The sequence below is a fragment of the Hallella seregens ATCC 51272 genome (genome assembly GCF_000518545.1).
Classification (GTDB): domain Bacteria; phylum Bacteroidota; class Bacteroidia; order Bacteroidales; family Bacteroidaceae; genus Prevotella; species Prevotella seregens.
Genome location: NZ_KI912453.1, coordinates 21,781 through 34,256 on the forward strand (window position 1 = coordinate 21,781; position 12,476 = coordinate 34,256).

Annotated in this window: 8 protein-coding genes; 3 read left to right on the forward strand and 5 right to left on the reverse strand. The window is 63.2% G+C overall.

Features of this window, described 5'->3' with window-relative positions; all coding sequences use genetic code 11:
* Nucleotides 1-28: 28 nt before the first annotated feature.
* On the reverse strand, nucleotides 29-1,807 hold the full coding sequence (sppA, locus tag L888_RS0112600) for a signal peptide peptidase SppA (RefSeq protein ID WP_027953141.1): 1,779 nt from the start codon (nucleotides 1,805-1,807) through the stop codon (nucleotides 29-31).
* 408 nt (nucleotides 1,808-2,215) lie between these two features.
* On the opposite strand from sppA, the gene L888_RS0112605 reads away from it, so the two are divergent.
* From L888_RS0112605 to L888_RS0112615, 3 genes are all read left to right on the forward strand, one after another.
* Nucleotides 2,216-3,592, forward strand: coding sequence for a rhamnogalacturonidase (locus L888_RS0112605; protein WP_027953142.1), 1,377 nt, complete (start codon nucleotides 2,216-2,218; stop codon nucleotides 3,590-3,592).
* 25 nt (nucleotides 3,593-3,617) lie between these two features.
* Complete coding sequence (locus L888_RS0112610) at nucleotides 3,618-4,877, forward strand: rhamnogalacturonan acetylesterase (protein ID WP_027953143.1); 1,260 nt, start codon at nucleotides 3,618-3,620, stop codon at nucleotides 4,875-4,877.
* A gap of 103 nt (nucleotides 4,878-4,980) precedes the next feature.
* Nucleotides 4,981-8,073, forward strand: coding sequence for a glycoside hydrolase family 2 protein (locus L888_RS0112615; RefSeq protein WP_044249477.1), 3,093 nt, complete (start codon nucleotides 4,981-4,983; stop codon nucleotides 8,071-8,073).
* A gap of 436 nt (nucleotides 8,074-8,509) precedes the next feature.
* Here L888_RS0112615 and L888_RS0112625 read toward each other — a convergent pair whose 3' ends face one another.
* The 4 genes from L888_RS0112625 to L888_RS0112640 form a co-directional block, all read right to left on the reverse strand.
* Nucleotides 8,510-10,111 (reverse strand): DUF438 domain-containing protein, encoded by a 1,602-nt coding sequence (locus tag L888_RS0112625; RefSeq protein WP_027953146.1) that lies wholly within the window; start codon nucleotides 10,109-10,111, stop codon nucleotides 8,510-8,512.
* A gap of 159 nt (nucleotides 10,112-10,270) precedes the next feature.
* Nucleotides 10,271-11,806: a ribonuclease Y gene (gene rny, locus L888_RS0112630; protein ID WP_027953147.1), complete on the reverse strand. Its 1,536-nt coding sequence runs from the start codon at nucleotides 11,804-11,806 to the stop codon at nucleotides 10,271-10,273.
* Nucleotides 11,807-11,852: 46 nt separating this feature from the next.
* Nucleotides 11,853-12,158: a cell division protein ZapA gene (locus L888_RS0112635; protein ID WP_005847001.1), complete on the reverse strand. Its 306-nt coding sequence runs from the start codon at nucleotides 12,156-12,158 to the stop codon at nucleotides 11,853-11,855.
* A 7-nt stretch (nucleotides 12,159-12,165) separates the two neighbouring features.
* Entirely contained in the window at nucleotides 12,166-12,459 is a 294-nt protein-coding gene (locus L888_RS0112640; RefSeq protein WP_027953148.1) for a hypothetical protein, read from the reverse strand.
* Between the last annotated feature and the right edge of the window lie 17 nt (nucleotides 12,460-12,476).

Here is a 12,476-nt window from a genome sequence, read left to right on the forward strand (position 1 = left end):
GGGTATTATATAATAAGGTGTAGCCGCCCTACCGCGCGCGCAGCAGCAGGGGCATGCGAGCCTGGAGCCACGACTGGCCCTCGGCGGCGCGCATGAGCATGAAGGGTTCGTAGAGGCTGCCGAGCGTCTGGCGCAGCTGGCCGTCGAGCACGGAGCCGGTGGACGAGCTGCCCTCGTCGAGCAGCTGCTCCCAGAAATCCTTGGGGGCGGGGTAGCCGGCGGTGTAATAGTCGTCGAGACGGGCCAGCCGGGCCGCCTTGGCCACGGCCTGGTCCACTCCGCCCAGCGCGTCGACGAGTCCCAGTTTGAGCGCGTCGCTGCCCAGGAACACGTGGCCCTGGGCCCGCTCCTCCACCTGGGCCATGGTCATGCGGCGGCCCTGCGCCACGCGGCTCTTGAAGAGCAGGTAGCCCCGATCCACGGCGGCCTGCACGTAGCCGGCCTGTTCGGGCGTCATGGGTTTCACCTCGGAGCCCATCGTGGCGTTGCGGTTGGTCTTCACTTCGTCGTACTTAAAGCCCAGCAGCCGCGTCATGAGCTCCGAGCGGTCGCGGAGGATGCCGAAGATGCCGATGCTTCCCGTGATGGTGCCGGGCTCGGCAAAGATGTAGTTGGCCCCACAGGCCATGTAGTAGCCGCCCGATGCCGCCGCGCCGCCCATGGAGACCACGACGGGCTTCTTGCTGCGCAACTTCCCGATTTGGTGCCACAGTTGCTCGGAGGCATACGAGCTGCCGCCGCCCGAGTTGATGCGAATCACGACGGCCTTCACCTGGTCGTCGTCGGCCAGCGAGGCCAGGTCGCGGCACACGTCCTTGCCCACGATGAGGTGACTGGAAGTGAAAAGGCTCTGCGTCGGAACCTCGTCCACGATCTCGCCATAGGCGTAATACACGGCCACCTCGTTGTCGCTGTCGGTGGTTTCGGGCTCGGGCACGTCGGCCATGTCGGCCACAGTGAGCTGGTTGATGTCGTCGTCGGCCTCCTGTTTCAGCAGTTTGTTCACAAGGGGCTTCACTTGGTCGTCGTAGACCAGCGCGTCGACCATCTTCAGCCGCACCATGTTCTTGGGGTCCTCGAGCGACACCACGCGGTCGGCATAGGCGTTGAGCGAGTCCACGCTGATGCCCCGGCTGCGGCCCACGGCCTGGCAGATGGTGCTCCACCAGCCGCCAAGATAGCGTTCGGTCTGCTGGCGGCTGGGCTCGCTCATGCGGTCTTCGGTGTAGGTCTCGGTGGCGCTCTTGTACTTGCCACACTTGAACGGCACCATCTTGATGCCAATCTTGGCATAGGCGTCGCGCAGGAAAGTGACCTGCCCGCCCAGTCCGTGCCAGTCCACGAGGCCCTGCGGGTTCATGTATATCTTGTTGGCGGTGGTGGCCAGATAGTAGCAGAGCTGGGAATACTCCTCGCCGTAGGCCACGATCCACTTGCCCGACTTGCGGAAATCCATCAGTGCGCCGCGCAGTTCCTCGGCCTGGGCCATGTCGGCATCCAGGTCGCCGGCCTCGATGTAGATGCCCTTGATGTCGTCGTTGGCCTTGGCCTTGCGCACGGCGGCGAGCATCTCGCGCAGCCCCTGCGGGCTGTCGCCCGTGAGTTGGTCGCGCAGCGTGCCCTCAGACTGCTCCGCGAGGGGCCCGTCGAGGGTGAGCACCAGCACCGAGTTGGAGGCCACGCTGCGCGTGCTCGAGGCGGAGGCCACCATGCCCACCACGGCCATGATGCCGATGCCGGCCACGACCACACTAAAGAGGAAGAGGCCCACCACGGTGGCGCCCACGTGTTTCAGAAAGTCTTTCATTCGTTTGTCGTTAAATCTCTCGTTGGTTGATACAATGTGCAAATATACACGATTTTTCCGAAACTTCCTGCCGTTCTGCTTGGTTTTCTTTGGCAAATTGCTTATTTTTGCCACATGAAACGCAGCCCTCGGGCCGCAGGGGCGGCTCCGGGGTGCGGCGGCAGCAGGGCGGCCCTGCGGCCGGGACATCGCCGCCACACCATAATCGCGCAGCCACCACGCCATAATCGCGCGGTCAAAACGGCGTAATCGCCACGCCGTTACGCCGCAATCGCAGGCCCGTTACGGCGCCATCGCAAGGCCCCCACGCCGCCATTGCCCGGCCCGCGTCGCGACGCCGTGCCGACCCGGGCCGGGCACGCTACCTGAATCCACTCTAAAAACAAACTCATTGATACACCAAACACTATGAAACAAATCCTCCTGGGAGCCCTCATGCTCCTCGCCTGCCTGGGCGCAGAGGCCCGGCAGAAACCGCAGCTCTGGCCCGACGGCACCCCCATCGACGCTTGGTTCGACGACACCACGGCCGTGGACGTGGCCACGCTGGGCCGCCGCTACGTGGTGACCGACTACGGCTGCCGCCCCGACACCCTGCGCGTGCAGACGCGCGCCCTGCAAGCCGTCATCGACCGCGCCGCGCGCGAGGGCGGCGGCGTGGTGGTGGTGCCGCGCGGAACATTCGTCTCGGGCAGCCTCTACTTCCGCCAGGGCACCCACCTGCTCGTCGAAGAGGGCGGATGCCTCAAGGGCTCTTCGCGCATCGAGGACTTCGATTTGAAGCAGACGCGCATCGAGGGCGAGACGTGCCGGTACTACACGGCTCTGGTCAATGCCGACTCCATCGACGGCTTTGTCATGGCCGGGCCCGGCACCATCGACGGCAACGGCTACCACTACTGGCGGCAGTTCTGGCTGCGGCGCGAGTGGAACCGGCAGTGCACCAACAAGGACGAGCAGCGGCCGCGGCTGGTCTACATCTCGCGCTGCAAGAACGTGACGGTGCAGCAGCTGCGGCTGCAGAACAGCCCGTTCTGGACCAACCACCTCTACAAATGCGAGCGCGTGAAGTACCTCGGCTGCCACATCTACTCGCCCACAGAGGGCGTGAAAGGCCCCAGCACCGATGCCATCGACATCGACGTGTGCCGCGACGTGCTCGTCAACGGCTGCTACATGAGCGTGAACGACGACGCCATCGCCCTCAAGGGAGGCAAGGGAACCTATGCCGACAAGAACCCCGACAACGGGGCCAACCGCAACATCATCGTGCAGAACTGCCGCTACGGCACCGTGCACGGCTGCATGACGCTGGGCTCGGAGAGCATCGAGAACCGCAATATCATCCTGCGCAACATCGAGGCGGGCAGCGTGAGCCGCGTGCTCTGGCTCAAGATGCGCCCCGACACACCCCAGCACTATGAATACGTGACGGTGGAAAACGTCACGGGACAGACCAAGTCGTTCCTCGTGGTGCGCCCCTGGACACAGTTCTACAAGCGCGAGGAGCGTGCCGACATGCCGCTGTCGCGCTGCAACAACATCACCCTGCGCAACGTGAACATGGCGTGCCGCAACTTCTTCGACGTGGGCACGTCGGACAAATACGCGCTGCGCGACTTCACCTTCGACCGTGTCACCGTCACCGACGAGGCCCGCGCCTTCTCGCCCACGCTCATCCCCGGCACCGTGGTCAGGGGTCTCACCGTCAACGGCGAGCGGCTGCCCGACACCCCGGCCGCCGCTGCCAAGACCCCTAAAAACCCTAAAAACACCAAACGCTGAACCCCGACCCCATCACCCATACCCCATGAAACGACTTCTCCTTTCGGCCCTCTGCCTCGCGGCCACGCTCGCGGCCGGGGCCCAACAGTTCGACTTCGACATGACGCAACCCCAGCCCGCCTACTCCGACGCGCGGGGCTACGGCTGGGACATGCTGCAATACGCCCCCGCGCCCACCGCTGCCGAGAGCCGCAACGGGCTGGGCCGCCCGGCCTATTTCTCGGTCAGGGTGCCCGATGGCAACTACCGCGTCACCCTCACCCTTGGCTCGCGGCGCAAGGCTGCCTTGACCGTGGTGCGCGCCGAGAGCCGCCGCCTCATGGCCGAGGCCACGCCCACGCGCCGCGGCGAGCTGCGCGAGCTGTGCTTTGTGGTGAACAAGCGGTCGCCCGCCATCGGCGACAACGGGCGCGTGAAGCTCAAGGAGCGCGAGCGCGACTACCTCGATTGGGACGACCGCCTCACGCTGGAGTTTAACGGCCCCGCCCCAGCCGTGAACCGGCTGCGCATCGAACGCGACACGACGGTCCGCACCGTCTTCCTCTGCGGCAACTCCACCGTGGTCGATCAAAACATGGAACCGTGGGCCAGCTGGGGGCAGATGATACCGCGATGGTTCGGTCCCGGCGTGGCCGTTTCCAACCACGCCGAGAGCGGGCTCACGGCCGGCACGTTCCTTGCAGCCAACCGTCTGGACAAGGTGCTGGACATGATGCGGCCCGGCGACTACGTGTGCTGCGAGTTCGGACACAACGATCAGAAAGAGCGCGCGGCCGGCTCGGGGGCGTGGTACAACTTCTCGTACAACCTGAAACGCTTCGTCGACCAGGTGCGCGGCCGGGGCGGGCACCTCGTCTTCCTCACGCCCACGCAACGGCGACGCTTCGAGGGCAGCCGCATCGTCGAGACCCACGGCGACTATCCCGACGCCATGCGGGCCGTGGCACGGCGCGAGGGCGTGCCCCTCATCGAGCTGCACGACATGACGCGCACGTTCTTCGAGACCCTGGGCGAGGAAGATTCCAAGCGCGCACTCGTGCACTATCCGCCCCATACCTTCCCCGGACAAGAGAAAGCACTGGCCGACAACACCCACTTCAATCCCTACGGCGCCTACGAGATTGCCAAGATGGTGGTCATGGGAATGAAGCAACTCGGGCTGCCCATGGCCTCGCAGCTGCGCCCTGACTGGCACGACTACGACCCCGCACGGCCCGACGACTGGCGGGCTTTCCGCTGGTACAACGCCCCCGTCTACCAAATCATCAAGCCCGACGGCAACTGACGCGGCAACGCCGGGCCCGAAAAGCTGCCGTTACGGGCAGTCCGGGCCACGGCAAAGCCCTTGTTTGGGCCGCATCATTCACCGTAAACAAACTCACTGAAACATGCACATCAAACACCTGCTCCTGCTGCTCGTGCTGGCTGCGGCCGGCCTGGGCACCCGCGCCGCCGGGCGGCAGAAACTCAATTTCAACAGCGGATGGCTGCTCCGGCTGGGCCCCGCCGAGGGGGCCGAGGCCCCCGACTACGACGACCACACGTGGCAGCGCGTCACGCTGCCACGTGCCTGGAACGAGGCCGAGGCCTTCCGCCGACCCATCCACCAACTCAGCGACACCACCATGTGGTACCGCAAGCACTTCCGTCTGCGGGCCGTCGCGGGCCGAAAGTTCTTTGTCGAGTTCGAGGGCGTGCGCTTCGGGGCCGAGGTCTACGTCAACGGGCATCGGCTGGGACTCACCGAAAACGGCGTGATGGCCAGCGGATGGGACCTCACGCCCTACGTGCACGAGGGCGAAAACGTCATTGCCGTGTGGGTGGACAGCTCGTGGCGGTACCACGAACGCTCCTCGGGCAGCCCCTATCAGTGGAACGACCGCAACTTCAACGCCAACTACGGCGGCATCCCCAAGAACGTGTGGCTCCACGAAACCGACCGCCTTTACCAGACGCTGCCCCTCTACAGCAACCTCCGGACCACGGGTGTCTACATCTATGGAACCGACTACGACATCGCCGGACACGCCGTGACGCTGCACGCCGAGTCGCAGGTGCGCAACGACGACGACCGTCCACGCTCGTTCACCTACCGCTGCGAGGTGGCCGACAAGGACGGCCGCACCGTGGCCCGCTTCGGCGGCCGCCGCGTCACCATGCAGCCGGGCGAGACCTGCAACGTCGCCGCCGAGGGACGGCTGACCGGCGCCCACTTCTGGAGCTGGGGCTACGGCTACCTCTATACCGTCACCACACGCCTCATGGACGACGACGGAACGCCCGTGGACGACCACGTCGTGCGCACCGGATTCCGCAAGACACGCTTCGCCGAGGGCCGCATCTGGCTCAACGACCGCATCATCATGATGCACGGTTACGCCCAGCGCACGAGCAACGAATGGCCGGGCGTGGGCATGAGTGTGCCGGCCTGGCTCTCCGACTACAGCAACCGTTTGCAGGTGGAGTCGGGCGGCAACCTGGTGCGGTGGATGCACGTCACGCCCTGGAAACAGGACGTGGAGAGCTGCGACCGCGTGGGGCTCATCCAGGCCATGCCCGCCGGCGACGCCGAGAAAGACGTGACGGGACGCCGCTGGGAACAGCGCGTGGAGCTCATGCGCGACGCTATCATCTACAACCGCAACAACCCGTCCATCCTGTTCTACGAGGGCGGCAACGAGAGCATCTCGCCCGAACACATGGCCGAGCTGCGCCGGCTGCGCGACCGCTACGACCCACACGGCGGACGGGCCATCGGCAGCCGCGAGATGCTCGACGTGGACGAGGCCGAGTATGGCGGCGAAATGCTCTACGTCAACAAGAGTAAAGGCAAGCCCTATTGGCAGATGGAATACTACCGTGACGAGGGGCTTCGCAAGTATTGGGACGACTACAGCTACCCCTTCCACCGCGAGGGCGCAGGGCCGCTCTACCGTGGCGCGCCCGCGCCCGACTACAACCACAACCAGGACCGGCTGGCCTGCGGCATGGTGGAACGCTGGCACGACTACTTCGTGGACCGGCCGGGCACGGGCCGGCGCGTGAACAGCGGCGGGGCGAAGATTGTGTTTTCGGACACGAACACTCACTTCCGAGGCGAGGCCAACTACCGCACGTCGGGCGTTACAGACGCCATGCGCATTCCCAAGGACGCGTTCTTCGCCCACCAGGTGATGTGGAACGGATGGGTGACGCCCGAGCACGACGGCACCCACATCATTGGACACTGGAACTACGAACCGGGCACGGTGAAGCCGGTCTACGTGGTCTCGACCGGCGACGACGTGGAACTGCTCGTCAACGGCCGTAGCATAGGCCACGGCCGACGCAGCCATGAGTATCTCTTCACCGTGGACAGCGTGGCCTTCGAGCCGGGCCGTCTGGAGGCCGTGAGCCGCCGCGACGGTCGGGTGGTGGCGCGCCACACCATCGAGACGGCCGGCCCCGCCGACCATCTGCGGGCCACCGTCATCGGCAATCCCCTCGGATTCAAGGCCGACGGGGCCGACATGGCCCTCGTTCAGGTGGAAGTGGTCGATGCCGAGGGCCGCCGCTGCCCACTCGACAACCGCATGGTGAACTTCAGTCTCAGCGGCGAGGGCGAGTGGCTGGGCGGCATCGCGCGCCCCGTCGGCCCCTGCACCAACGACGATGCCGCGGTTCCCGCCCACACGGCTAGCGGCCCGACGACCCGGCCCAACGGCTCCGCCGCCACCGGTCAAGGCCGGCCGGGACTGCTCGACGGGCCTGCCACCACGTCGGCCTTCGGCAATTACATCCGCGAACTCAGCCTGCCCGTGGAGTGTGGAGTGAACCGAGTGCTCGTGCGCTCCACCCCAACGCCCGGCGTCATCACCCTCCACGCCCTGGCCGACGGACTGAAACCCGTCACGCTGGAGCTGCACACCACGGCCCTCGACACCCGTGAGGGCGTGAGTTCCTACAATCCCGGGCTGGCGTTGCCGCTCTGCCTCGACCGCGGCGAGACGCCCGCCACACCGTCATGCCGCGACGTTCGCCGCACGCTCGACGTGGCCTCGGTGCAGGTGGGCTCCAACGCCGCCGACGCTCTAAAGGCCATTGACGACAACGAGCTGTCGGAATGGAAGAGTGACGGCACGCCCGCCAACGCGTGGGCCACGTTCACTCTCGCCCATCCGGCCCGTGTGGACGAGGTGGTGCTCAAGCTCACGGGCTGGCGCAACAAGGTGTATCCGCTCGCCATCTACGCCGGCCGGCAGAAGGTGTGGGAGGGCTGGACCTACGCAACACTGGGTTATGTGCACATCGACATCCCGCGGGGCGTGAAGAGCCGCAGCCTCACCATCAGGATGCTGGGGCCCAGCCGGGACAGCACGAAGTTCGGAGAAATCAAGGAACTGGCCGGCGGGGCCACGGGAGAACTCGACCGCACCGCATCGGCCAAAGGCAGGACAGAACTGCGCATCGTCGAAATCGACCTGCTGCAAAAGACAGAATAACCTCCCGCCCGGCGGTGGACAAACCAACATGCTGCGGATATGGCTGCGCGGTGGGTTTAAAGACATAGTAACAGAATAACATATTGGCTACGCGATGAGGGATTAGACAGAACTACATATTAGACATAAGGCTGCGCGGTGGGTATGAGTTTTGACGTAGGGGTCGGCCTCTGTGTCGGCCCGCATGCCCGTCAGAACATTCATCGAGCAGCACATTCTCATTGCCACGACCCATATACTGCACGGCCAGTTCCTAATATTCCCATTGTCACGACCCCTGAACGTTTGTTCCAAACGTAGGGCCGGCACAAAGGCCGACCCCTACGTCAAAACTCATACCCACCGCGCAGCGAACATGTTATTCTGTTACTATGTCTTTAAACCCACCGCGCAGCCTTATGTTTAATATGTTGTTATGTCTAAAAATCACCCTCGGTCATCGCAGCGACTCGCGGATGAGCTTGATGAGTTTGTCCTCGCCGAGGCCCGAACGCTCGGCTGCCATGCCTACCGTGACACGCTGGAGCATGAGCTTGCCCAGCGGCGAGTCGAGCATCTTGAACTGCGGAACGGCAGCCACGAGGTTCTTTTTCAGGTTGGGGTAGCGGCCGAAGAGCGTCTTCAGCCGGGTGGAACCTGTAATCTCCATGTCGTTCCCGGCGGTGTCTTCGGGGCAGGTGCCCGCGTCTTCAGGGCCAGAGGCAGTGTCGGCGGGGCCCGAAGCAGCAGTGTCGGCGGCCGCCGGAGCAGGGTCTGGGGCAGTGCCGGCCTCCCCATTGCTCCACGTGAGCAGGGTCTGCGAGCCCTGCATCTCGCGGATGCGGGTGCAGTCCTGCATCATTTCGAGCACTCCGCGGAAGCGGCCCTCCTTGTCGCGCACGGCCACGTAGACGATGTAGATGAAAAGTCCGGGCTTGTTGATCCAGAACTCCGCCTTGTCCTGCTCGCCCGAGCGGAACTTCGCGACGATCTCTTTCACCACGTGCACGCTCTTGCGCGGGTGGCAGTTCTCGACCTTTCGGCCGATGACGTTCCTTGAGCGGGGGAAGATACGGTGGTCGGTGTCCGAGTAGAACTTCACCAATTCGTTCTCGTCGACGAACGAAATATCGACTGGCAGGTGCTGGTAGATGAGGTTCACCTGCTCCAGCGAGAGCTTGCCGGTGGCCACGTCGAGCAGCTGCGTGTCGCCGCCGGCGGCGTATCCGTACTTGCCCAGCAGGGCCTGCAGGTCGCGGGCAAGGCCGTCGGGTGCGGGGGCCGCACCGTCGGCCGGGGTCGTGGAGGGGGTGGCGGCAGGTGCGGGAGCCACGGTGATGAAGGCGAAGCCTATCTCCTGGTCGCCGCTCTTCATGTCGTCGAACTCGGCCGGAGTGATGAGCGCCAGGGCCGTGGGGTAGAGAATGGTCTCCTCTTTCTCCATGAGGTCGCGGCAATGGGCCACGAGTTCCTGCTGCAGGGCGATGAAATCCTCCTCGGGCGTGTCGCCCGCGAGCAGCTGTTGCGACCGCCGTATCTCGTCGCGCACGATGTCGTCGAAGTTCCACATCGTGGTAGTGGGGCGGTCGAATCCCTTGTGCTCGAGCAGCGGGTAGAGCTGATTCTGCTTGCGGGCGTAGTGTATGGGGTAGAGCTTGAGCCGGTCGTAGAGCTCGAGCCACTGGTTCTTAATCATCGGATACTGCACCAGATCCTCCACGGCAAGCAGTAGCCGGCGCATCTCTTCGTTCTCGCTGTAGTAGTGAGTGAGCGGGTGGTCGGCGGGCAACTCCGGGCGGCTGTTGTCCATAAAGCCGTCGAGCAGCTGCATGGTCTTGCGCATATCCACGCGGATGCACTCGTCGGCGTCGCCGCTTTTGAGGTTCTGCTCCATGTAGGCCAGGTGGTAGGGGCGCAGCCTGCCCACGCGCTCGGCGAGCTGTCGGCGGGCCTCTTCGAGCGTGAGGCGGCCCGATTCGTACTGTGCTTCTATCTGGTAGAGGGCTTCCATTTTTGCCATCTCAATCTGTGGGAGATGGTCTTTCATGCTGTTTGTCATGTCTGTAGAGTTTGGATTCTGCGTACAAAGGTAGGGGTTGCGGGCCTTGCGGACGGGTAACAATTGTGCCCCGACGTGGTTAATTAATGCTAAAACCTCAGGGCCCCGCATGCAATTACATGCGGGGCCCTGAGGTTTCTGCTTGGTTCGGACCGCCGTTTACTTGGCGTAGGCCACGGAGCGGGTCTCGCGGATGACGGTGATCTTCACCTGTCCGGGGTAGGTCATCTCGTTCTGTATCTTCTCGGCGATCTCGTTGCTCAACTTCGTGCTGTCCTCATCGTTCATCTTATCTGCGCCGACAATGACGCGGAGCTCGCGCCCTGCCTGTATGGCGTAGGTCTTGGTAACGCCTGGATAGCTCATGGCGATGGCCTCAAGGTCGTTGAGCCGCTTGATGTAGGCCTCGACAATCTCGCGTCGTGCACCGGGCCGTGCGCCCGAAATGGCGTCGCACACCTGTACGATGGGGGCCAGAAGCGTCTGCATCTCCACCTCGTCGTGGTGGGCTGCGATGGCGTTCACGATGTCGGGCTTCTCCTTGTACTTCTCGGCCATCTTGCCGCCGAGCAGTGCATGGGGCAGTTCGCTCTCCTCGTCGGGCACCTTTCCGATGTCGTGGAGCAGACCGGCGCGCTTGGCTTTCTTGGGGTTGAGCCCGAGCTCGGCTGCCATGACGGCGCAGAGGTTGGCCGTTTCGCGGGCGTGCTGCAGCAGGTTCTGCCCGTAGGACGAGCGGTATTTCATCTTGCCGACGATGCGGATAAGGTCGGGGTGCAGACCGTGGATGCCCAGGTCGATGGCCGTGCGCTTGCCGGTCTCGATGATTTCATTGTCGAGTTGCTTCTTCACTTTGGTCACCACCTCCTCGATGCGGGCGGGATGGATGCGGCCATCGGCCACCAGCTGGTGCAGGGCGAGGCGGCACACCTCGCGGCGCACGGGGTCGAAAGCCGAGATAACAATGGACTCCGGCGTGTCGTCGACCACGATTTCCACGCCGGCCGCGGCCTCCAGGGCGCGGATGTTGCGGCCCTCGCGACCTATGATGCGGCCTTTCACCTCGTCGTTGTCAATGTGGAACACGCTCACAGAGTTCTCTATTGCCGTCTCCGTGGCCACGCGCTGGATGGTCTGTATCACGATTTTGCGGGCCTGTTGGGTGGCGTCGAGCTTGGCCTGGTCCATCATTTCGTTGATGTAGCTGGCAGCGTCCATCTTGGCTTTGTCCTTCATACTCTCCACGAGTCGGTTCTTGGCCTCCTCCGCACTCAGGCCCGAGAGCTCCTCGAGCTTGGCCCGTTCCTGGTCCTGCATCTTCTCGAGCTCGGCCTGTCGCGAGGCGAGGAGCTTCTTTTCATTGTCTATTCGCACCTGCTCCTGCTCCACTTCCTGCTTGTGCCGGCCCAGTTCCTCCTGCCGCTGGTTGAGGGAGATCTCGCGTTGCTTGAGTCGGTTCTCGCTCTGCTGTATCTTCTGGTTGCGCTGCTGCACCTCCTTTTCGAGCTCGCTCTTCTTGTTCAGAAACTTCTCCTTCACCTCGAGCAGCTTCTTTTCCTTGACCACGTCGGCGTCTTTTTCGGCCGCCGCCATCATCTGCCTATATTTGCCGGTCATCACATACCGAAAGAGGCCATAGCCTCCAAGGCCTCCGACAACCAGGGCTGTCAGGGCCACAATCGCTGTTGCTATCATGAATGCTGTATTGTTAGTTGGTTATTCATATTCTCTTGTTCGCGCGTCACTTCTGTGTCAGCTCGGATTCGATTTCGGACGTCAGCTTCGAGAGAATATCATCATAGGGTTTGGTGTCGTTGCGCAGGAGCTGGCGTTCCAGCCTCAACGCAAGGTCTATCATCGCAAAATAGGTAATCTCCTTGTCGCCTTTCCTGCCTTTGAAGTTGGAAAAGTAGGCGTTGAGGAGTTCATTGATGAGTTTAGTTCCCCTGCGATACAGTGCTTCCTCGTCACGGGGCACCGTGACGCTGATCTCTGTATCGTAGATATGTAACCGTATTTTGATTGTATTCGGGTCTGCTTCTGCCATCGCGCTGTTATTTTTCACTCAGCAGGGTGATGCATTTATTAACGTCTCGAATGAGCTTGGCCACTCGTTTCTTGGCCGTTTCCAAGTCGCCGTCGGTCACTTCGAGCATCTTGGCCATCTTGAGCGACGCATAATCGTTACGGGTTTGAGCCAGCTGAGCCTCCAGTTGCCTGATGCGGCCGTCGCGCTCGTCCACCATAGCGTAGAGCTCTACATTCTCCTGCTTCACCTCGTGATACTGGAGAATCATCTGCCTTACACGGGTAGCGAACGTGCTGATGAGCTTCTCATTGGCGTCCATGACGATTCAATTTTCTG

What these genes read in the sequence shown, in the direction of transcription:
- sppA (WP_027953141.1), bottom strand. Translation starts at nt 1,807, where the DNA reads ATGAAAGACTTTCTGAAACACGTGGGCGCCACCGTGGTGGGCCTCTTC.
- L888_RS0112605 (WP_027953142.1), top strand. Translation starts at nt 2,216, where the DNA reads ATGAAACAAATCCTCCTGGGAGCCCTCATGCTCCTCGCCTGCCTGGGC.
- L888_RS0112610 (WP_027953143.1), top strand. Translation starts at nt 3,618, where the DNA reads ATGAAACGACTTCTCCTTTCGGCCCTCTGCCTCGCGGCCACGCTCGCG.
- L888_RS0112615 (WP_044249477.1), top strand. Translation starts at nt 4,981, where the DNA reads ATGCACATCAAACACCTGCTCCTGCTGCTCGTGCTGGCTGCGGCCGGC.
- L888_RS0112625 (WP_027953146.1), bottom strand. Translation starts at nt 10,111, where the DNA reads ATGACAAACAGCATGAAAGACCATCTCCCACAGATTGAGATGGCAAAA.
- rny (WP_027953147.1), bottom strand. Translation starts at nt 11,806, where the DNA reads ATGATAGCAACAGCGATTGTGGCCCTGACAGCCCTGGTTGTCGGAGGC.
- L888_RS0112635 (WP_005847001.1), bottom strand. Translation starts at nt 12,158, where the DNA reads ATGGCAGAAGCAGACCCGAATACAATCAAAATACGGTTACATATCTAC.
- L888_RS0112640 (WP_027953148.1), bottom strand. Translation starts at nt 12,459, where the DNA reads ATGGACGCCAATGAGAAGCTCATCAGCACGTTCGCTACCCGTGTAAGG.